This window comes from Methylobacterium sp. Ger2507 (genome assembly GCF_055231875.1).
In genome coordinates this window covers 1,954,763-1,974,802 of record NZ_JBUYVC010000001.1, presented here as the reverse complement: position 1 = coordinate 1,974,802, position 20,040 = coordinate 1,954,763, and the positions used below count along the sequence as shown (strand labels likewise).

The following is a 20,040-nucleotide window of genomic DNA, read 5'->3' as shown; positions in this document are numbered from 1 at the left end:
ACACCTGAACACCGAAAACAAGGGGGTCGCCGAAAGGCGGCCCCTTTTTCCATGTCGTGACCGGACGAAAACGCGCGCACCGACGATGCAGCGCGCGGAGGTCTACGGGCTCAGACCAGCCCGAGATCGCTTGGGGAGACGTCCGGGAAGATGCGACCGAGACTGGCTGCATCGAGTCCGTAGATGCGCTGCAACAGACCACTCAGCATCGCCCGATAATCGGTGAGCACCGGATAGTCCCTGTTCTGGAACAGATGAGCTTCGTCGGCCCGAACCTGCGGACCGGCGATCCGACCGCCCCGTACCCCGCCCCCGAGCACCAAGTAGACGCTACCGTGACCATGATCGGTGCCGCGATTGCCGTTCTCGCGGAAGGTCCGACCGAACTCGGAAACGACGACCACGACAGTATCGGTCCAGCCGGCGCCGATCTCCTGGACGAAGCCGGAAAGGCCACGGCCAAGTTCTCCGATGCGGTCGGCGAGATAGCCGGTTGCACCGCCCTGGTTCACATGCGTATCCCACCCACCGACATCGACGAAGCCGAGGTTGAACTGGTCCCGCATCAGGCGGCCGATGCGACGGGCGGCCAATTCGAACCCCTTGGGCGAAACCGCGCCGCGATCCGCCTGTGCTTGGTGATCGGAGATTGTCCGATAGACCTCATCTCGGACCCGAAAGCCCTCGTTCACCGCGCTCGCCAGGGGGCCGCCCGCGTACATAGCCCGGATCAGAGCAGCCTGCCTCTCGTCGATCCCCGGCTTGCCGATCCCGTGGATCGCGATGTTGGGCACGGGATCGGGTCCCCGGAAGATCAGGGGTGATTGCTCGGTGAAGGCGATCGGGCGCACCCGCGTCAATTCCACGGCGAGGCGCGCCATGAACCCGGATTGGTAATTTCGCGAATCACCGACCGGCTGTCCGAGTTCGATCGTGTCCTGCGTCTCGAAGTGGCTGCGGGTGAGGTCGTTCGTACCGGCGAACGGCACGAAGGCCGCCTCTCCTTTCGCGTAGAGCGGCAGGATCGTCTCGCGCAGCGCCGGATGAAGGCTCCAGTCGGCATCGAGCGGGAGGGCTGCCGCCGGGTTCGCCGGATCGGGTCGAGCCACCGCCAGATTCGGCCGGGCTCGATAGTAGAAGTCGCTGCCGGTCGGGATTACCACATTGGCGGCGTCGTAAGCCCCCCGCAGGAAGACGACGAGAAGGCGGGCATCGGCTTTGGGCGCCGCCCACACCCGGCCCGCGACGGTGCTGGCACCGAAGGCGGCGGCAGCGCGGATGAGATCGCGTCTGTTCATCGATCCGCCTCCTCAATGCATGAACTCGGGGGAGGACAGGAACAACGTGTTCCAATCCTGGGGCGAGACCGCCCGACGCAAGGCGTCCCTCGTCCGCGGCGTGAGGGTCGCCATCAGCGGCCCGAAATAGAGACCATTCTGCAGGAGCGGAAAGGCAGGTTCCTCGACCGCATCGAGGGCGCCAGACTTGAACAGCCCCGCCGAGCCGGAGCCGATCTGGCGCGCGATCTCGAAGCGCGTCGTGAGCTGGCCTGGGCCGCTCCAGGCAGCGGCGTCGAGCGGATACCCGTCGGGTGTCGAGCGATTGAAGAGGCCCTCTCCGAGGCGGTTCAACCAGTTCTGGACTGGGGTCGTATTCAGAATGACCTGGTCGTCATAGGCCAGCCGCAGGGCCGAAAAAACATAGCGGACCGGATCCTTGAAGCCCGAGCCGGCCGCGTCCACGAATTCCGGAGAGTGGACGAGCGCGCCCAGCACTGCCGCGGTATCGCCGTCCGTTCGAGTGAAGACCGCGGCGAGCCGATCGACGAGAGCATTCGAGGGCGAACGCCCCATCAGATAGAGGGCCATTGCCCGGGAGACGTTGCGGGCGGTTGCGGGATGCCGGGCCAGAACGTCGAGCGCCTCCTCGATCTCGGCATAGCCACGACTGTGGATGGTATGACCAAGCAGAACCTTGCTGCCGTAATCGTGCCGGGCCGGGTTGAACAGGAAGAGCCCCTTTCGGACGAGATCGCCCTGAAGCTCTGGCTTCACCCTGGGGTTTTCGGGCCGCGAATCGATACCGGCCCCCGTGAGAATACGAGCCAATTCCTCCACGTCGTGCTGCGCGTACCCCCCTCCGACGCCGAGGGTGTGAAGTTCCATGAGTTCGCGGGCGTAGTTCTCGTTGAGCCGACCAGCAGCATTCTCGACGTTATCGAGGTAGCGCAGCATCGCCGGGTGCTCGAGCGTCGCAGTCAGGAGATCGCGGAATCGCCCAAGGGCATTGGGGCGGATGGCAGTGTCGAGATAGTCGCCGACGAGGACGCGCAGATTGGCCTTGCCCTGATGCACGTTGAAGCGGTTGAACCAGAACCAAGTCATCCGCTCCCGAACCTGATCCGGCGCATAGAGCGCTCGCAGGATCGTGGCGGTCAGTGATTGCCGGTAGGCGTCGTTCAAGGCGCCCTGATAGGCGGATTGAGCCGCCTTCTTGGCGTTCAGATCGGCGAGCCCATTCGCGGCCTTGGCTTGTGCGTCGAAAGCGACGACGCGATCGATCAAGGCGCCCTGTGGCTGGATCGAATGGATTTGGGCCTGAGCCACGGGCGGGAGTGCCATCGCGTGGGACGGCCGCAGTTGCGCCGACAGCCAGGCTTCCCGCCCTTGCGCCCGCAGCGCGGAGAAACTCGTCGGCGTCGCTCCCCAGGTCAGCGCGTCGAGAAGCGCGAGGTCCGACGACGGTGACCCGACGGGCGCTGCAAATACCGGCCCACAGGTCAGGATGGCCCAAACGAGAGCGGTCCGAACGATCGCCGCGCCACACAACCTCGACATGAGTCGCCCCCTCCGGCTTATCCGTAAGGTGCAACTCGCCGAGGAAACATGGCGGTGGAATGTCGGGGAGAAGGCAAGCGCGGCGGAGAAACCGACCGGAAACCAGATTGTGGCCCACCGCCTGCCACCTGTCGCCCCCCCTTCGAACTTGGACCCGCCCCTTCGGGACGGTGCCCTTACCGGCCGAAGATGCCCTTCAGGAACTGGGCGGTACGATTACGCTTTTTCTTGCGCTCGAGTTCGTTCGCATCCTTGACCCAGGCCACCTGCACAACGCGACGCTCGCCCTCGAAAGGCTCGTGGCCGTGCCAGGAATTGTCAGCGCGAAGGAACGCGAACATCGTGCCCATGGTGGGAGGGACCTCGACCGCGAAGGGTTCATAGTTCTTGCCGTCATAAAGTACCCGCAGGCGCCCGGCCGCCGGAGCGTCCCAGGCGTCGTTCATGTAGATCAGCATCGTCATCACCTTGGACGGGCCATCGGTGTGGATCGAGCCGTATTTCAGCTGACTGCGCTTCATGATGGTGGTGAGGCGCGGACATGAGACGAGATCGATGCCGAACTTCTCACCCATGATCCGCGAGAAGGCGTCGCTTTCCAGTTCTTCGATCAGCGCTTTGAAGCGGCCCTTCAAGGCGACCTCGTCGACGGTGAGATAGCCGGGCTTGGCGATCGCCGGAAAATCCTGGCGGATCTCATCGACGGCTTCCGGCTTCAGAACGTCGTTTCCGAGAAAGAAGCTGTAGGGCTCCCGCGATACGGGAGCGGCACGCACGGCATCGAGATTGAGGATCGACAGTCCCGTCATGGCTCAGACGTTCGTCCATTCCGGCGGACCGAACCGTCAGCCGGTGGTCGCGCGCTGGGTTGAGCGCCCGCGGGGCGCAATCTCGGTGGATAGAGCGCGCGATTGCGGCAAGCGGACGGCAACCCCTTTCCGCGTCACACGGAAACTGCCATGCTTGGCCGCATCGAAACAGAGGAACGGCGCCGCGTATCGTGACGAGATGCCTCGCACTCGCCCTCTGCGCCATCCTGGTGACGCCGGCCAGTGCTCAGAATCCCCTCCCCTCGACCCAGCGCTTGACCTGCGCCGATGCCATGGCCTTGGTGAAGGACAGAAGATCGCTTTGGATCAACCCCGGCAACGCAGCCGCCGAGCGCTTCGTGCGGGACCGCAGTCAGTGCAATCTGACGGAGATTGCAGAACTGCGCTTCGTTCCGACACGCGATAACCCGGAATGTCCCATCGGCTATCGTTGCCGCGAGCCCGACTTCGGTGACTGGGACTGGTAGCGGTTCCGTCGACGCGGGCGGAAGCCGAGCTGCCGGAGGTCGCAGGGCAGCGCCACGATCTCGCCACGACCGGACGGCAATGCCACCGGCAATCCGTGCCGTCTCGGCATCCAGCCATAAGAACAATGACAAGGGGAGGCGCACGTGCCCGCATTGAGGACAGGCCTCGGCCTGCAAGCCGGGATCACGGCGCTCTTCGCTCTCGCTCTTCTGATCCTGCCGGGCGTGTCCACGCCGCTGTATGTCAGCCTCAGCGGCTTCGCCATGGCGGCGATCCTCATCGCGTCCGGCAAACTCTCCGACTACCTGAAGGTTTTCGTGTCGGTCTACGGGATCGGCTACGTGCTGCTCGCGGGTTCGAAAACGCTGGCCGCCATGGGCATCCTGCCCGCCGTCGTGGCGGCACTGCTGCCCCCAGCCTTCGCTGCCACGGGCGCCGTGGTCTTCGCCGGCGTGGTCCTCGCCATCTCACATTGGAAACCAGTCCGCGACATCACCCTGATCGCCGACCCGTATTTTGCAAACCGAGACAAGCCGACCAAGGAGATCGGCCTGTTCCGCTGGTTCGGGCGCACGGAGGGTCAAATCGGCCAGCGGCTCGTCGCGCTGTCGATCTTCGTGAATTTTGCGGACGTCGCTCTGACGCTGCGGTTCAACTTTTTTTATCGTGACCTCTACAACTCCATCCAGGAATACGACCAGCAGGCTTTCTGGTATCAGCTGGCCTGGATCTTCGTCCCGCTGGCCCTCCTGAACATCGCCATCGGCATGTTCGACCTGTTCGTCGATTCCTCGCTGCACATCCGCTGGCGCACCTGGCTGACCCACAGCCTCTACGAGCGCTGGCTCGGCGCCGGTACGCACTACCGTATTCCCTTCACCGACGAAGATGCCGACAATCCGGATCAGCGTATCCAATCCGACGTGAACGCCTTTATCCAGCAGACAGCTGGCGTATCAATTCGCCTGTTGTCCCAGGCGGCTCAGCTCGTCTCATTTATCGTCGTGCTCTGGACCCTGAGCCGCGATTTCGTCCTGCCCTTCACCGACATGGTGATCCCGGGCTTCCTGGTCTGGCTGGTAATTGCTTATGCGCTGGTCGGAACATGGCTCACCCATCTGATTGGGCGTCCCCTCATCGGGCTTAACTTCCGCCAGGAGCAGGTCGAGGCGGATTTCCGCTTCTCGCTTGCCCGAAACCGCATCTACTCCGAGCAGATCGCGCTACTGCGCGGCGAGCGCGCTGAGAGCACGCGGCTCGCCACCCTGTTTCATGCAATCATCGACAACTACGTCGGCATCATCTTCCGACGCATCAAGCTGATCGCCTTCACCTTCAGCTATCGGCAGGCCAGCTCGATCTTCCCGCTGGTCATCGCCGCGCCGTCGTTCTTCGCCAAGAAGATCACCCTCGGCGCTTTGCAGCAGACATCCAGCGCTTTTGGAAGCGTGCAGGAATCGCTGAACTTCTTCATCACCTCCTATCTGACGCTGGCCTCCTACAGGGCGAATACGATCCGTCTTGGCTCGTTCAAACGGGCGATGACGAAAGCGGAGGCCCTCTCAGCGGCGGGCTATGGCCTCGTGCAAGGCAACGAAACCACCGGTGAGGTGGTCGCCCGGAACCTCACGCTCGCCCTTCCGGACAACCGCGAGATCGTTACGGCGGAACGGCTGACGCTCCAACGGGGGAAAGCGACGCTGGTCACCGGCCCATCCGGCTCCGGCAAATCGACGCTGTTCCGCGCGATCGCTGGGGTTTGGCCCTTCGGTCGAGGTCGGGTCGACGTCCCGGCTGGCCAATCAGCCCTCGTCCTGCCACAGCGGCCCTACCTCCCGCTCGGTACGTTACGTGGAGCGGTGGTCTACCCGAACACAACGGATCAATTCACGGATGCGGCAATCCGAGACGCCCTGATCGCGGCACAACTTCCGCAATTCGCCGACCGGCTCGACGAAGTGGATAGCTGGGACCGGCGCCTGTCCGGTGGTGAGCAGCAGCGCCTCGCCATCGCCCGGGCTGTCCTGACCAAACCGGATTGGCTGTTCCTCGATGAAGCCACAGCCGCTCTTGATGAGCCGAATGAAGCTGCGATCTATCGCATGCTGCGGGAGCGTCTTCCTGGCACGACAATCGTGTCCATCGGGCATCGCTCGACCCTTCATGCTCTCCACGACCGGCGCATCGACATGCAGCCGGTCGACGACGGCCGATTCACTCCTCGGGAGGTTTCCTCAACTGTCGCCGCTCAGTAGAGGTCAGCGCAGAAAGGTCAGTGCAATCGGTGCCAGGATCGCAGTGAGGAAGGCATTCAAGCCAAGGGCGATACCCGCGAAGGCGCCGGCAACCTCATTGACCTGAAAAGCACGTGCCGTTCCAACCCCATGCGCAGCAAGGCCCGCCGCGAAGCCGCGAGCGCGCATGTCCCGAATGCGCAGAACGTTCATCAGCGGCGTGACCAGGATACCGCCCGTCATTCCGGTCAGCATGACGATCACGGCCGCTAAGGTCGGGTCGCCCCCCAAAGTCTGGGCGATCCCCATGGCCACGCCAGTGGTCACCGACTTCGGCGCGAGCGAAATGATGACCTCGCGAGGAATGCCGAACGCTTGGCCAAGAAGCAGAGCCGAGCCCAGAGCGACTACGGAGCCGACGATGAGGGCCGCCGCCATTGGAGCGAGCGAACGCAGCACGGTGGCGCGATATTCATAGAGCGGAATCGCCAGGGCCACCGTCGCAGGCCCCAGCAGGAAATGCACGAACTGAGCGCCATCGAAATAGGTGGCGTAGGGTGTGCCTGTCGTCTCAAGAACCGTCGCCGTGAGGGCTATGGCGATCAATACGGGATTGGCCAACGGATGACGGTTGGTTGCCTGAGCGATCCGATCGGCCACGACGTAGGCCAGTAGCGTCACCGTCAGCCAAAGCAGCGGCGTACGCGAGAGATAGACCCAGACAGCAAAATCCGGGGTCACGGGTGCGCCTTCGGTTTCTCCAACGCGTACGAGACAGCGACGAACGTGACCGCAGTGGCTGCCAATGTTGCCACCGTCGAGATTAGTACGATCGCACCGAGGGCCACGCCCTGTGCGGCAAGGACGTCGAGGCGCCCGACAATGCCGGCTCCCGCCGGCACGAACATCAGCGAGAGATTGGCCAGGAGCCCCTTCCCGGTCCCCTCCAGGCGGCCATCGATCAGCGGGAGCGCTAACAGGCGTGGACCCAATCGTGGTGCCCGATCTCTTAGGATCAAAAACAACAGGAGCAGCGCCATTCCGATCAGGGGTCCCGGCACCGGTAACCCCGTGGCATGGGCCAGGGCCTCGCCGCAAAGTTGCGCGAAAAGAATCAGGGTCAGGCAGAGGATCATCGCAGCAACCCAGTCAATTCAGGGCAAGTGGCCCTTCCGCGGCAGCGCGCCGCGTATCGGCTATGGCAGCCTCGTCGAACCCGAGCAGACCGCCCAGGCGGTGCACGAGCGCCTCTTCGAATTCATGAACAACGCCGTCCGCACCTGCAACGGACCAAGCCATCGCCAGCAGCCGCCCTCTCCGCTCCTTGTCAACGGCGTGGCCGATCATCTCGACCAGTTGCGCCATATCCCGGGTTTCAGCGTCGAAATCGGCGGCACGAGCGATCAAGGCCTCGGCTTCGCTCCGGGTCTCGGTGAAACGACCTTCGACAAGGCGGGCAAGCCGTTCCATCTCTTCCGGAGCCAGGACGCCATCGGCGCGCGCGACGTGAACAAGGAGTGCGATCGCAGCGAGGCGCTCATCGGCCTCACCGCCAGCGTGCGTAGGGTCTTTGAGACCGAGTGTATCGACGGCGTAGGCACGAAGGCGGGCGATCAGGGACATCAGAACCTCAAGCGTCGCTGGAAGCCTTTGGGGGCAGCCGATGAGCCGTCAAGCATCGGCTCAGACGTATCGGACAATGCCCTATGACCGTGTCAGAGATACATCGTTTCCCGCCCTTTCACCCTGGCAGCAGGATTCAGAAAGCTTGCCATCGGCAGCGCCGCCCGATATGACCCTCCACCACACGGTTCGGCTTGGCTTCAACGCCCGACGCGGAACCGAGCCGCAATAGCTCAGCTGGTAGAGCACCTCATTCGTAATGAGGGGGTCGGGGGTTCGAATCCCTCTTGCGGCACCACATACCTCATTCGTTTCGAAGTCGTATGTGAAAGCGCGATCAGGCGTCTGCCCTTACATTCGCAATACATTCGGACTGAATTCTTGACCTGTTAGACGACCGGGAGCAGGACGTGAAAAGGGGAAGCGACAAGTAGCGCTCCCCCGTTTTCGTCTAGGCCGCTCTCGTTGCCTTAGCGCTGACCAGCGTGATCGCCGTCGCGCATGATGCCAGTCGGTTCCTGCACGTGGGCCTCAAGGAACCAAAGCTGCTTGTCGACCCCGCGCGAAACTTCGGTCAGGAGATCGGACGTGCCAGCATCACCGGCCTCATCCGTGTCATCGATGTTCTGGCGCACTGCGTTGGCATAAACGCCATAGCGGTCGATGAGCGCTGCAAGATGATCAGCGACGGCATAGGCATCGAGGGGATAGGGCGCGAGCTGCGATCCTGAGGCCACGGATGTGGCGGTGCCACGTGCCGTCCCGCCGAGTTGGGTGATTCGCTCGGCCACTTTGTCATTGTAGTCATCGAGTTCCGTGCGGAAGCCATCGAGCATCTCGTGAATGCCGATGAATTGAGGTCCTTTCAGGTTCCAGTGAGCCTGTTTGACATCAAGGGCTAGATCGATCCCATCTGAGAGACGGGCGTTCAGCACATCGATCGACACCTTCTTCGCGTTGGACTTCGTACCGTTCTGGGTCTCATGGAGACGCTGATTACCGGCTTGGGACTTGGAATCGGCCATTCGGATGGTCCTTCAGTTTCGTAAAGAGCACACGACCAAACTCAGATCCCGAGCGCATGATGCGACGATGCCTCGAATTTGGCTGAACGTGATCACGATTGGGCAGCGATCAGCGCCTCCCGTTCGATCAGTCTGCCATTCAACGACAGGCTCTCGCCCATGTTCCTAACTATGCACAGAGCGCATGGACCATCCCCGCAAGACGGCGTCTCTTGCGTTCAGCCCGATGACGCCCGGCGAGCCTTGTCGAACAACGACATAGATATCAGCTGGAAAACGCCCTCACGCCCAGTTGTAATCGCTAACTTTCGAGATACGCGATAGATTTATCGAATTTTAAGTGAATTTAAGCTGAAAGTCTCAGCGCGGACACTGGGAATCTCTCTGGGATTTGTCAGCATGGGCGAGCCTCTTAGGCGTCTGCTCTGCGCATGTGTAATTCAAATGACCGCGACTGCGTGTCAAAAGGCCGAAAGCAGTGACGTTTCTTTAGAGAATTACCCTCATTCCTTCTCGAGATCCGGTAGCTAGAGCGCCGCCGTCGGAAGCATGGCGTCTTGTGATGACAAAGGCAGCAGTCGATTTCGACCAGTCCGACGAAGGACCTTTCGATTCTATCGCCGAGCCTGTCACCAAGACGGGATTACCCAAGTTGCGGATCCTTGTGATTCACAATCGCTATCAGGTTCGCGGCGGTGAAGATTCAGTGGTGGCGCAGGAAGTCGATAGCCTCCGGCGCTCGGGTCAACGCGTAGAGACTTTGTTCTTCGACAACGCTGGCATCCGAACAGGGTGGGACCGTCTCCGAACCGCCTATGAGGCGCCCTACGCCCAGCGTGGGATCGCCACGGTGGTCGACGCGGTCCGAGCGTTCAGGCCGGATGTCGTACACGCCCATAATGTTTTTCCGCAGATATCCCCTGGCGTGCACCAAGCGATACGGGCGGAAGGCGTAGCAACAGTTCAGACGCTTCACAATTTTCGCGTGACCTGTGCGAACGGTATTCTCATGCGCGAGGGGCGCCCGTGCGAAGATTGCATCGATGGCTCTCCGTATCAGGCAGTAAGGCACGCTTGCTACCGGGGGTCTCGTTTGGGTTCGCTTGCGGTAGCGCGAATGATCGACGTGCATCGACGCTCCGGGACGTGGACGCACGACGTCGATCGTTTCATCGCACTCACACCGTTTGCGCGAACGCGCTTCCTCGCAGCCGGTCTTCCGGGCCATCGAATCCGGATCAAACCCAACGGGCTTGCGGACCCAGGCTTCGATAGGGAAGCTCCGCGCAACGGCGTCCTGTTTGTCGGACGTTTGGTTCCAGAGAAGGGTGTCGCTACTCTCGCAGAGGCGGCTCATGCCTGCCGAATTCCTATCACTCTGATCGGCGAAGGGCCTCTCGAAGGCCGGCTGCGAGATACGCCTGGAGTAACTCTTCTCGGCCCACAGCCCCCTACTACCGTCCAGGCCATGATGGCCCGAGCTGAAGCTCTCGTGGTGCCGTCACAGTGGTACGAAGGTATGCCGATGGTGATCGCCGAGGCGTTCAGCCTCGGCACGCCCGTTGTCGCATCGCGGATCGGAGCGCTCGCCGACCTGATCGTCGATGGGAGAACAGGTTTGCATGTCGAGCCTGGCGATCCCGTGAGCCTCGCTCGCGCACTCAACCAAATCGCCGACGCACCGGTTGCCACGCGGGACATGGGGCGCGCAGCCCGTCGGGTCTACGAACAAGAATGGACCGCTGACGTCGTCACCGCCCGTGCCCTGCTGATTTATCGCGAAGCGATCGCCAGTCGCGAAGACACCGCCGCTCGAGACGCAGCATGACCGGCCCCATTGCGCGAACCAGCCAGCCATCTTCCTACGCTTGGGGACATGATCCGGATGTTCCTCATTTCAACCTCGGCGGCGTTCCGATCTCCATTACGGATATGAACGGCCTCGTATCCGCCATTCGGCGTCGCTTGGCCCGCAGGTCGGCCGCTCCGGGAACCTTCGTGGTGTTTCGTGATGCACATGGGATCGTCCGGGCACAGGACGAGCCGTCCGTCAAAGCGGCGCACGACGCTGCCCTCCTGGTCTGTGCGGATGGCCGCCCCCTGGCCTGGGTAGGCTGGCTCCGCGGACACAGGGGCATCGATCAAGTACCAGGAATCGAATCTGTCGAGGTCGTCTGTCGAGCTGGTGTTGAAGCGGGGTGGCGCCACTTCTTCCTCGGAGGAGGTCCCGGGGTCGCCGAGCGTTTGGCCGCGGAGATGCGCGATCGGGCACCGGGGTTAATCATAGCCGGAGCAGAAACTCTTCCGTATCGGCCGCTGACCGAACCGGAATCGCAGGATCTGCATCAAAGGCTGTTGAGCGCCGGAACCCAGATCCTCTGGATTGGGCTCAGCACGCCGAAACAGGAGCTCTTCCTCCACACCCACACCCCCTTCCTTCCGGGGGTTATCGGCATGGGCGTCGGGGCGGCTTTCGACGTCAACACCGGAGCGATCGCACGAGCGCCTCGCATGATGACGCGATGGGGGTTGGAGTGGCTCTATCGCCTGATCCGTGAGCCCCGCCGTCTCAGATCACGCTACGCGCAGGTCGTCCCTCGGTTCCTAGCGATCGTGGCCTTCAATCGTGCAGGACGCGGCTAAGGTCTATTCGCCTCGAATGGAGCAGATCCCCCCGACCGTGACTGGTCAGCACACGAATCATCGCTCAATCTGGAGAATTGGTCAGTACTTCACGGTAGGCAGCGGTTGCAGCAGCGAGGGAAAAGCGCTTGAGCGCCGGCACAGCCAGGTGACGCAGATTTGTGCGTCGCTCTGGATCGTCAAGCAGATCTAGGGCCGCCGAAACCCACCCGTTGACGGTCATCGGGCGGACAACGCCACAGGCATAGGCGTCGAGAAGTTCGCGAGCGCTCCCCGAATGCGGTGAGGCCAGCACGGCCGTTCCACATTGGAGCGCCTCCTGGATGACGATACCCCAGACATCACCACGGCTCGGGAAGAGGAAGAGCCGCGCCGACGCATAGATCGCGTTCAGGCCCTGTTGCTGAACAAAGCCGTCGAAGTGCGCATTCACCCCCGCCTCTGCGAAGCGTGATTGCATCTCGCCGCGCAATGGGCCGTCCCCAGCGACTCGGATCCGCAGTTCCCGGCCGCGCCCGTGGCAGGCAAGGACGACTTCCGTGAAGAAGCGCGCGCCTTTTACTTCTTCGTTGAGGATCCCGCAAAAGAGGATGTCATACGGTCGATCGCGGTCGGACTGCATTGCGCCCTCAAGACCTTCTGGCTCCCAGGCGGGAAACAGTGGGGCGAGGGCGAGACGCTCGGCAGCCAAACTATAGCCTTCTAGCAACCGCAAACTTCCGTCACTCGCTCCGAGACCGAACCGAGCCTTCGGTACCAGCAGACGGCGCATCGTTCGATGTGACCACGAACGTTGTCCGGGATCAGTATCGGGCACGCCATCGGTGCGCAGACCATAGGGAATGGCGAGCAAGCGGGCCGTCACAGCGGCCATCAGCATGGTCGGAGCGAAGTCGTTGACGACGATCAAGCTCGGGCGGAGCGTGATGATGCGGGGTACGATGTACGGGTTGATGTAGAGGTTGCTGACCGCGCTCCGATACCAGCGTAAGCCCGGGATCACTTCAAAGCGATAGGCTTTGGGATCGGGCAACTCCCACTGGCGCGCGGCCTCCCGTGCACTGCACGCCAGAACATGGAGCGGCCGGTCCAGTTCCGAGCCCAGACGCTCGTAGAGCCGATGCATGTAGGGCGCGCGTGCACCGATAATGATCGCGATAGGGCGGCTGCGATCGCTGTTTCGCGATCGAATGGCCTGATTGGCATTCATCGAGCGTCACGAGCCCGTCCACCCATCAGGGCGTCGACCTGATAGAGTCCCCAATTCGGCTCTAACACGTGGCGTGGCATGAGCATGAGATCGTCCGGCCCAAGCGCGACACCACGCCTTGTCGTATAAAACGTCCGATAGCCCGCGCGACGTGCGAGAGTAACGTCGCGCGCCGGGTCGAAGTCGACGTTGGCAACCCCCCATGGGCAGGCGAAGTGCCGGATGGCTACGCCGGTCATCGCCTCCAAGTCCCGGCGCGATCGACCGAGTTCATCCGTAACCTCTGTCTCGCTAAGGTGGCGGAGATTTCTGTGCGTCGCAGAGTGTGACCCGACATCAAGACCGGCGGACTGCCAAGCAGCGACGGCTGAACGATCCATATAACTCGCACCATACCTGTTTGCCTTCGGAGGAGCATCAATCCAATCGCTGACAAGGAACAGGATGGCGGGTGTGGAAGAGGCCTTGAGGACTGGGAGAGCTACCGAAAGGTTATCGAGATAGCCATCATCGAAACTGACGAGAAAGTAGCGACGATCAAGGGTGGCGCCACTCTTCACGAGATCGGCCGCCCGATCCGCCGTAACAAAATCGCCGAGTTCGCTTAGGTAGTCCAGTTGTCGAGCAAAAGACTTCTGCTGCTCGGGTAGCACATGGTGATAGCAAAGGGTGTAGAGGCCAGGGGACGAGTTAGCGATCGAATAAGTGAGCGCACGTACCCGCAAGGCCATCTCGCGCAGAAGCGGCGTGTCGCGGATGAATGTTTTGAGCGCTTTCACCATGAAGGCATCCTACTACCTCCGTTCAAATTTTTCAGCCAACTGCCGGATCGCCTCAACTCGGATTGCGCATATCGTTAAATTAAGGATCCCTGGTGTCTTTCTTGGAAATGCATTCCCACACGGGAGGCGATATCGATTGTTTCGACGTACGACGTTCCGAACTTACGTTCATAGGCCGGTCGAAGGCATAAAAATCGATGAGTACGACGTTAGCAATCGGTGCCTGCCTGGTACCCGAAATTTGGGACGACACCCTCTGGTCGCTGCCCAAGTGCAACATCTTTTCGTCGTGGATGTGGGGGGCTTACAAGGCGCGAGTCGGCTGGACCGTAACCCGACTCATAGTGCGCAACACTGAGGGCCTTCCCGTCGCACTGATCCAGTATCAAGTGAAGCGACGTGGGTTTCTCCGCTTCATCCTAGTCCAGGGGGGGCCACTCCTGACGGAGCAGGGCGAGAAGCATGCTGAGGCAGCGATTAATCTCTTCCTGGACCACCTTGCACTCAGTCGCTTCGATCTGCTTGCCGTCAGCTTCGAACACTTTCAGAGCGACGCCGTCATTGTGGCCCTGCTTCAAAACCGATTTGTACCTATCCAGTCGGCTAAATATTTTACCCTGGAAATCGATGTGTCAGGGGGTACCGAGATCATTTTGCAGAGAATGGACCAGCGCTGGCGAAAGGCTTTGAAAAAGGCCCAACGCAATCCTGACGTGACCACGCATTTCCTGACCGATCCGAATGATCGCCTGGCGGCATTCGACACGTTCTGGACGATGTACAGTGCTCTTCAGGCAAGAAAGGGGTTCCGGGACAGCCTTAACGGTCCAGCTATCCGCGATCTCATTGCGCATGATCCACATCACCGCATTCTTGAAGTCCGAGAAAACGGCGAGCCGGTGCTGATTCGGATCGCCCATGTCTCTGACACACGCTTTACGGACTTCTACACCGCCTCCAACGATCGAGCGCGTGCCTGCGCGGCACCCACGTTGGCCGTGTGGCGCTTCGTCGAGCAAGCTCACGCGGAAGGTCGGCAAACATTCGATTTTGGCGGGATAGACCCGGCCGACAACCGAGGTGTTTTCGATTTTAAGCATGGATTGACCAAAAAGGTGACCCTCAGCGGCCCGCGCTGGATCTATGGCCGTACCCCGAGGCTGCGGGACGCTGCCGCTGCGTTCCTTGCCTATCGCTGATCTGCGATTCCGCTTCATACGATGAGCCACCGAGTCCCTGTGATCGAACCAGTGCGCGATAACGAACTGGTCGTCGCTCGGATGAAACGCTTCGTCCGGCGTCCAGCCCTGGCCTCCGTGCTGGATCAGGCTGCCGTCAGCGGCTTCGGTTTCCTCAGCGGTATCGCTGTTGCACGCTTCGTCGGCATCGAGGAATTTGGCGTCTTCGTACTGGTCCTGATCATCACGGCTTTCGCACAGGGGCTGCACAACGCCCTGGTGACGGCACCGATGATGACGCTTGCCGCACGTGGGCGCCGGGCAGCCTCCACATACGAGGCCACCGTCCTAGCCAGCGCCATGCTGGTCTCGCTGGTTGCAGCGACCGGGACAGCGCTGGCGCTCGTCGCCATCTTCGCCCTGCGACACCATCCCGTCGAGTTCGACATCGTCGTCTCGGGCGCGGCCCTGACAGTCGCGCAGAATCTGCAACTCACGGTACGCAGAATCCTGTTCATCCGTGGACGCGGTCTCCTCGCCTTCGCGATGGATAGCGTTCGAGCCTTGGTTTTTTCCTTTGCGATCGTGGCAGTGTGGTGGAGCGGACTCGTCCTCGATGCGGCGTCAGCCACCGCACTCCTGGCGGCAACTGCCCTCATCACTGTGGTTCCCCTTGCTTACGGTATCTGGCGGACACCTCGACGTGGCCTGCGCTTTCGGCCTGTCGCTCACCGACATTGGGAGATCGGGCGCTGGATGTTCCCTTTGGTCTTCGTCACGTTCGGGCAGGAACAACTAGCTTGGATCATCGCCGGTGTCGTGTTGGGTGACGAAGCGATTGGTGGTCTGCGCGCAGCGCAGTACCTCGTCGGCTTCGTCATCATCCTTCTGACTGCAACCGAGAATATCCTGCCGACCGCAGCGGCACGAGCGTTCGAGACTGGCGGCGAGCAAGGCCTGCGCACCTATCTGAAGCGAATGGCGTTGAAGCTCGGTCCGATGGTCGGCCTGCTTCTCGTCACCATCGCGCTCCCAGCCGGGACGTGGCTCACCCTCGTCTTCGGGCCAGCCTTCGCAGCCTATGCTACCAGTGTCCGCGTTCTGGCGGTCGCAGTCGCCTGCATTTTCATTCGTGATATGGTAACCCAATACTTTCGGGCGATCGAGGATACTGGGCCGGTCTTTCAGGCGTTTGTGATCAGCCTTATGGTCTCACTCGTGATCATGTACCCGATGATTGTCTATGCCGGGATCACCGGCGCTGCGTTCGTCATCACGATCGGGCACGCAATGTCGGCGGCGCACCTCATGCTAATTATGCGACAACGATCGGCAAATCACAGCCGATCAGCGATGCACGCCGGTTAATCGCCAATTGGCAAAAATGCTGGGCGCATCCAATCCGCGTGACCCGGCATCGTCGGACTCATTTTACCGGCCTTTACGATAATTTCGAAGTCCTAACACGATTCCGGGGCTATTCACGTCGCTGAAACGCTTCTGGAGGGAAGTGTCGAGATCGGCATCTGCGCGAGCATCGAGGGAGGAACACGTTTGCTGAACCTGTTTCTTGTGCTGGCAATCCCAGTTTGGTTCACGATGCTGTATCCGCTTGCCCGCCGCAACCTCGCGGTGGCGGTACGTCCGCTCGATGCCCGACTTGTCCTGCCAATGGTGCTGGTCTGCACCTTCGCCTTCATGCCCCTCGTTTTCACGGTCCCCCGCGAGGACGGAAACGCGGTGCTGGAGGAAGGGCTCAGCGCTTCGAACATCATCACCCTGGTGCTCACTGGGCTCACCGGGCTTTACCTTCTTGGCAAGATCGGTCTCGACCGCCGCATCGCATTGTTGCCCTTCGCGATGCCTTATCTTCCCTTTACTCTCATGATCGGCATGGACGGACTGAGCACAGCTTGGTCGATTGTACCACCCTATACACTTTATCGTAGCGTAGAGCTGCTGATCTTTTATCACGCTTCGATTGTAATATTCGATCGAAGCGATATTGAATACCGTTTCGCCGATATTTTGGCCATCATCATTCTATCTTGGCTCGCTGCTGTACTGCCGATCATCCTTGAGAGTTTAGCGCACGGAACTATCTTCTCGGCAGCAAAAAACAATATGATGCCATACGTTTGTGCGATGCTGGGCTTCTTGGTCATCTTCCGGCCGCCCCAAAGGCGGCGGGGCGCCTATCTTGGCCTGGCCCTTATTGGCTTCGTCGTCGCCGGGTCGGCGGCCAGCACGGGGGCACTCGTTGCAGTCGGCCCGGCCATGTTGATGTCGTCGCGTCATGTGGTCCTGCGTAACTTCGGTATTTTCGGAGCGCTCGCGGCCATCGCGGGTTTCGTCCTATTGATGCTCGACCTTGCGGCATTCCCGGCTCTCCTCGACCTCCTCGCCACCATCCTGCAGAAGCCGGCTGTCGAATTGGCGAATGGTACAGGACGGTCGACCTTCTGGCCCACCTTCATCGCTGCGACGCAGGATCGGCTCGCAGGTTCGGGATTCTCGGCCGGCGACCGGTTCATCCAGCTCCTGATCCCGACTACGACACTTGCTGAAACCTTGGGCCGGGAAGACGTGTTCATCACGAGTTCGCACAACATGTTTCTCAGCGCCTGGGCCGGCACGGGCATGATCGGCCTCGGCTTCTCCTTTGTCGTCCTGTTCACGACGCTGTCCTGGGGCATGAAGCTTGATCTGGGGGGACGCCGCTTCGTCGCATCATGCGTGCTGATGCTGGTGCTGAACGGCATGACCACGCCTGGAATTTACCAGGACTGGAACGTCAATGTTCTGGCGCTTGCGGGACTGCTCGCCTTCATTCGCGTTCAGCTGCCTCCGGATGGTCGGGCCGACCGGCCTGCACCCATCTCGACCGATCTGCGTCCCGAAGCGGCGGTCGCAAACGCGTGGCGCATTTCGTGAAAGCACTTCAAACACAGGCTGCTTCCGCCGCAACTTGTTCCGAAATCGGCCGGATCGAACAATCAGACCGGGACTCGCTGGGTCTCGGTGTCCCGGTGCAGGATATTATCCAGCAGGTGGCCTGCCCACCGCCGACTACGTAACGGAAAGCGTCCATGGCTGTCATCGAACGCGCCCCACCCGTAATCCTTAAGCACTTCGGTGCCGATACCGAGGTATCGAGCGCGCCCCTCCCCTGGTTCCTGGAGATGAGCGAGGTCGGCCGTATTTTACGCCGCCGCTGGGTCACCGTAATCCTTCCGGTTCTCCTTTTATCGGCTCTCGCGGTTGGATATCTGGCGCTGCCGGCGCAGTACGCGGCAACGACCCAGCTCATCATCGACCCACGTGGCCTCGCTGTTCTGAAAGACGAGGCCAATCCGCAAGGTCAGGCGAACGAATCGACCCTGCTTCTGGTCGATAGTCAGTTGCGCGTGCTTCAGTCGGACGACGTCCTGCGCAGGGTGGTGCTTTCACAGAAGCTTGCCAGCGATCAGGACTTTGTAGAGCCCAGCGCCATCGATCGACTCCGGACGTGGGTCGGGCACCTGGTAGGACGAGCGTCAGAGCCGGAATCCGACCCGACCCTCACAGCCCTGCGAGCCTTGCGCGACCGAATGTCGGCCAGACGCCTTGAACGGAGCTTTGCCGTCGACGTTTCCGTTTCGACCAACGACCGAGAAAAGTCCGCCCGCCTTGCTCAGAGTATTGCGGAGACCTACCTCTCGACGGAAATCAGCAATCGGTCCGAATCGATACGGCGAGCTCGGGAGGGCCTGAACAGCCGTCTCGGAGAACTGCGCGACAGCGTTCAGCAGGCCGAGAATGCTGCACAGGTGTTCCGCAACAAGAACAATCTGGTAGGCACGCGGACCCAACTCGTCAGCGAGCAGCAGCTTGGCCAGTTGAGTGATCAGCTCGGCGCTGCCCGGGCCAAAGCATCTGAGCAGCAGGCGAAGCTGCGCCAGATCGAAAGCGTGAGCAGCAGCGATCCGGCCAAGCTGGATTCGATCCAGGAGGTTCTCCAGTCGCAGACCATTGGCCAGTTGCGCGGACAACTCGCACAGGTCGAGCGCCAGCGGGCCGATGCGGCGGCGAGCCTCGGCGAGCGGCACCCGGCAATGAACGCATCCGACGTGCAGCTACGTAGCGCCCGCAACCAGCTCGAAGCCGAGGTAAAGCGCATCGCCGCCGCGATTCGTAACGAATATCGAGCGAACATGGCGAATGTAGTCGAACTCTCGCAGGCCCTGGAGAAGCGCAAGGCGGACGCCCTCAACGTCGGCGACAGCTTCATAAAGCTGCGAGAGTTAGAGCGACAGGTCGATGCCCGGCGGGGCGTCTATGAAGCTTTTCTCGTGCGCACCCGTGAGCTGCAAGAGCAGCAGCAGCTCGACACTTCAACTTCACGCATCATTTCTCCGGCTCTTCCGCCGACCCGACGCCAGGGTCCGCCAGCACCCCTCGTCCTCGCGGCCGCCCTGCTTGCAGGCGTGGGGCTTGGCATCGGCGGAAGCCTGACGGTCGAGCAGTTCAGCGGACGCGTCCGGTCCCGGAAGCGCCTTGAGGCGCGGACGCAGCGTCTCGTGATCGGCCTCCTGCCGACGCTTCGCCGCGGCATCGCGAATGGAACGGACCGTCTCAGCGGCGGCCCTTACGAGATAGCGATCACCCGGCTGCGGAACCGTCTTCGCCGCGATCTGCCAGCCAAGCGTCCGCACGTCATCCTGGTGACGTCCGCCGACGATATCGTCGGTCGCTCACGTCTGGCCCTCGACTACGCTGCCTCGGCTGCCCACGAGAACGAGCGGGTGCTTCTCGTCGACGCATCGGCTGACGGTACTGTTACCCGCGAAATTGGTCTGCCGCCGCGTCATGGCGGAACTTCAATGCCAAAGCGCGCAGACCTCTCGGATGTCCTTGTGCGGCACAGCTCGGGCCTCGCCTTGATTCCGCAGGACGGCCAGACTGCACGCAGCGAAATGCGTGTCTATGTCGACAGCATCCTGGGCGCTCAGGACTCTTACGACCTCGTCGTGATCCATGCCGGACTGATCGGCTCGGATGCCACAGCGGAGCGGCTCGCGGCTGACCCTCGTGTGACGGCAGTGTTGGTTACCGTCCGGAACGGCGAGAGTCGCTATGCGATCCTGGACAAGGCTCTGGCAGCGATAGGCGGACGTCCATACGTCGGAATGGTCCTCACCGACGCGGAGGCGCTGGACTGATTGGACTGG

17 protein-coding genes and 1 tRNA gene are annotated in these 20,040 nt (G+C 61.5%); 9 read left to right on the top strand and 9 right to left on the bottom strand.

Annotated features, from left to right (window positions below):
* Window positions 1-110: 110 nt before the first annotated feature.
* From ACV7NL_RS09180 to ACV7NL_RS09170, 3 genes are all read right to left on the bottom strand, one after another.
* Window positions 111-1,298 carry a DUF1501 domain-containing protein gene (locus tag ACV7NL_RS09180; protein WP_056478740.1) on the bottom strand — a complete coding sequence of 396 codons (1,188 nt, stop codon included), beginning with the start codon at window positions 1,296-1,298 and terminating at the stop codon, window positions 111-113.
* A 12-nt stretch (window positions 1,299-1,310) separates the two neighbouring features.
* Complete coding sequence (locus tag ACV7NL_RS09175; protein ID WP_463355475.1) at window positions 1,311-2,837, bottom strand: DUF1800 domain-containing protein; 1,527 nt, start codon at window positions 2,835-2,837, stop codon at window positions 1,311-1,313.
* Window positions 2,838-3,013: 176 nt separating this feature from the next.
* Window positions 3,014-3,646: a 2OG-Fe(II) oxygenase gene (locus ACV7NL_RS09170; protein ID WP_056494770.1), complete on the bottom strand. Its 633-nt coding sequence runs from the start codon at window positions 3,644-3,646 to the stop codon at window positions 3,014-3,016.
* 188 nt (window positions 3,647-3,834) lie between these two features.
* Between ACV7NL_RS09170 and ACV7NL_RS09165 the strand changes: the two genes are divergently transcribed.
* Both ACV7NL_RS09165 and ACV7NL_RS09160 read left to right on the top strand, forming a co-directional pair.
* Complete coding sequence (locus ACV7NL_RS09165) at window positions 3,835-4,134, top strand: hypothetical protein (protein ID WP_463357091.1); 300 nt, start codon at window positions 3,835-3,837, stop codon at window positions 4,132-4,134.
* A 144-nt stretch (window positions 4,135-4,278) separates the two neighbouring features.
* Window positions 4,279-6,390, top strand: coding sequence for an ABC transporter ATP-binding protein/permease (locus ACV7NL_RS09160; RefSeq protein WP_463355474.1), 2,112 nt, complete (start codon window positions 4,279-4,281; stop codon window positions 6,388-6,390).
* A 3-nt stretch (window positions 6,391-6,393) separates the two neighbouring features.
* Here the strand turns inward: ACV7NL_RS09160 and ACV7NL_RS09155 are convergent, their stop codons facing one another.
* Genes ACV7NL_RS09155 through ACV7NL_RS09145 form a run of 3 tightly spaced genes read right to left on the bottom strand, consistent with a single transcriptional unit; the run spans window position 6,394 to window position 7,992 of the window.
* Entirely contained in the window at window positions 6,394-7,110 is a 717-nt protein-coding gene (locus ACV7NL_RS09155; RefSeq protein ID WP_056478728.1) for an LrgB family protein, read from the bottom strand.
* Window positions 7,107-7,505 (bottom strand): CidA/LrgA family protein, encoded by a 399-nt coding sequence (locus ACV7NL_RS09150; RefSeq protein ID WP_463355473.1) that lies wholly within the window; start codon window positions 7,503-7,505, stop codon window positions 7,107-7,109. The genes ACV7NL_RS09155 and ACV7NL_RS09150 overlap by 4 nt, the downstream gene beginning before the upstream one ends.
* Window positions 7,506-7,518: 13 nt before the next feature.
* On the bottom strand, window positions 7,519-7,992 hold the full coding sequence (locus tag ACV7NL_RS09145) for a tellurite resistance TerB family protein (RefSeq protein ID WP_463355472.1): 474 nt from the start codon (window positions 7,990-7,992) through the stop codon (window positions 7,519-7,521).
* Between the two features lie 222 nt (window positions 7,993-8,214).
* On the opposite strand from ACV7NL_RS09145, the gene ACV7NL_RS09140 reads away from it, so the two are divergent.
* Window positions 8,215-8,290 (top strand) — tRNA-Thr (locus ACV7NL_RS09140).
* Window positions 8,291-8,462: 172 nt separating this feature from the next.
* Here ACV7NL_RS09140 and dps read toward each other — a convergent pair.
* Window positions 8,463-9,017: a DNA starvation/stationary phase protection protein Dps gene (gene dps / locus ACV7NL_RS09135; protein WP_463355471.1), complete on the bottom strand. Its 555-nt coding sequence runs from the start codon at window positions 9,015-9,017 to the stop codon at window positions 8,463-8,465.
* Window positions 9,018-9,579: 562 nt separating this feature from the next.
* Here dps and ACV7NL_RS09130 point away from each other — a divergent pair.
* Window positions 9,580-10,845 carry a glycosyltransferase family 4 protein gene (locus tag ACV7NL_RS09130; protein ID WP_463355470.1) on the top strand — a complete coding sequence of 422 codons (1,266 nt, stop codon included), beginning with the start codon at window positions 9,580-9,582 and terminating at the stop codon, window positions 10,843-10,845.
* The gene (locus ACV7NL_RS09125; protein WP_082508117.1) at window positions 10,842-11,660 is read left to right on the top strand and encodes a WecB/TagA/CpsF family glycosyltransferase; all 819 of its coding nucleotides are present in this window, start codon (window positions 10,842-10,844) and stop codon (window positions 11,658-11,660) included. The genes ACV7NL_RS09130 and ACV7NL_RS09125 overlap by 4 nt, the downstream gene beginning before the upstream one ends.
* A gap of 64 nt (window positions 11,661-11,724) precedes the next feature.
* Here the strand turns inward: ACV7NL_RS09125 and ACV7NL_RS09120 are convergent, their stop codons facing one another.
* Window positions 11,725-12,870: a glycosyltransferase family 4 protein gene (locus ACV7NL_RS09120; protein WP_463355469.1), complete on the bottom strand. Its 1,146-nt coding sequence runs from the start codon at window positions 12,868-12,870 to the stop codon at window positions 11,725-11,727.
* Entirely contained in the window at window positions 12,867-13,652 is a 786-nt protein-coding gene (locus tag ACV7NL_RS09115) for a polysaccharide deacetylase family protein (RefSeq protein WP_463355468.1), read from the bottom strand. Before ACV7NL_RS09115 ends, ACV7NL_RS09120 begins: the two co-directional genes overlap by 4 nt.
* 197 nt (window positions 13,653-13,849) lie before the next feature.
* Here ACV7NL_RS09115 and ACV7NL_RS09110 point away from each other — a divergent pair, with 197 nt between their 5' ends.
* The 4 genes from ACV7NL_RS09110 (at window position 13,850) to ACV7NL_RS09095 (ending at window position 20,031) form a co-directional block, all read left to right on the top strand.
* Window positions 13,850-14,851 (top strand): lipid II:glycine glycyltransferase FemX, encoded by a 1,002-nt coding sequence (locus tag ACV7NL_RS09110; RefSeq protein WP_463355467.1) that lies wholly within the window; start codon window positions 13,850-13,852, stop codon window positions 14,849-14,851.
* A 39-nt stretch (window positions 14,852-14,890) separates the two neighbouring features.
* Window positions 14,891-16,198: a lipopolysaccharide biosynthesis protein gene (locus ACV7NL_RS09105; RefSeq protein ID WP_463355466.1), complete on the top strand. Its 1,308-nt coding sequence runs from the start codon at window positions 14,891-14,893 to the stop codon at window positions 16,196-16,198.
* A gap of 186 nt (window positions 16,199-16,384) precedes the next feature.
* Window positions 16,385-17,764, top strand: a complete 1,380-nt coding sequence (locus tag ACV7NL_RS09100; RefSeq protein WP_463355465.1) for an O-antigen ligase family protein — start codon at window positions 16,385-16,387, stop codon at window positions 17,762-17,764.
* A 155-nt stretch (window positions 17,765-17,919) separates the two neighbouring features.
* The gene (locus ACV7NL_RS09095; RefSeq protein ID WP_463355464.1) at window positions 17,920-20,031 is read left to right on the top strand and encodes a GumC family protein; all 2,112 of its coding nucleotides are present in this window, start codon (window positions 17,920-17,922) and stop codon (window positions 20,029-20,031) included.
* Window positions 20,032-20,040 lie beyond the last annotated feature (9 nt).

Coding starts and splice junctions, on each gene's coding strand:
- ACV7NL_RS09180 (WP_056478740.1), bottom strand. CDS start 1,298: ATGAACAGACGCGATCTCATCCGCGCTGCCGCCGCCTTCGGTGCCAGC.
- ACV7NL_RS09175 (WP_463355475.1), bottom strand. CDS start 2,837: ATGTCGAGGTTGTGTGGCGCGGCGATCGTTCGGACCGCTCTCGTTTGG.
- ACV7NL_RS09170 (WP_056494770.1), bottom strand. CDS start 3,646: ATGACGGGACTGTCGATCCTCAATCTCGATGCCGTGCGTGCCGCTCCC.
- ACV7NL_RS09150 (WP_463355473.1), bottom strand. CDS start 7,505: ATGATCCTCTGCCTGACCCTGATTCTTTTCGCGCAACTTTGCGGCGAG.
- ACV7NL_RS09145 (WP_463355472.1), bottom strand. CDS start 7,992: ATGTCCCTGATCGCCCGCCTTCGTGCCTACGCCGTCGATACACTCGGT.
- dps (WP_463355471.1), bottom strand. CDS start 9,017: ATGGCCGATTCCAAGTCCCAAGCCGGTAATCAGCGTCTCCATGAGACC.
- ACV7NL_RS09130 (WP_463355470.1), top strand. CDS start 9,580: ATGACAAAGGCAGCAGTCGATTTCGACCAGTCCGACGAAGGACCTTTC.
- ACV7NL_RS09125 (WP_082508117.1), top strand. CDS start 10,842: ATGACCGGCCCCATTGCGCGAACCAGCCAGCCATCTTCCTACGCTTGG.
- ACV7NL_RS09120 (WP_463355469.1), bottom strand. CDS start 12,870: ATGAATGCCAATCAGGCCATTCGATCGCGAAACAGCGATCGCAGCCGC.
- ACV7NL_RS09115 (WP_463355468.1), bottom strand. CDS start 13,652: ATGGTGAAAGCGCTCAAAACATTCATCCGCGACACGCCGCTTCTGCGC.
- ACV7NL_RS09110 (WP_463355467.1), top strand. CDS start 13,850: ATGAGTACGACGTTAGCAATCGGTGCCTGCCTGGTACCCGAAATTTGG.
- ACV7NL_RS09095 (WP_463355464.1), top strand. CDS start 17,920: ATGGCTGTCATCGAACGCGCCCCACCCGTAATCCTTAAGCACTTCGGT.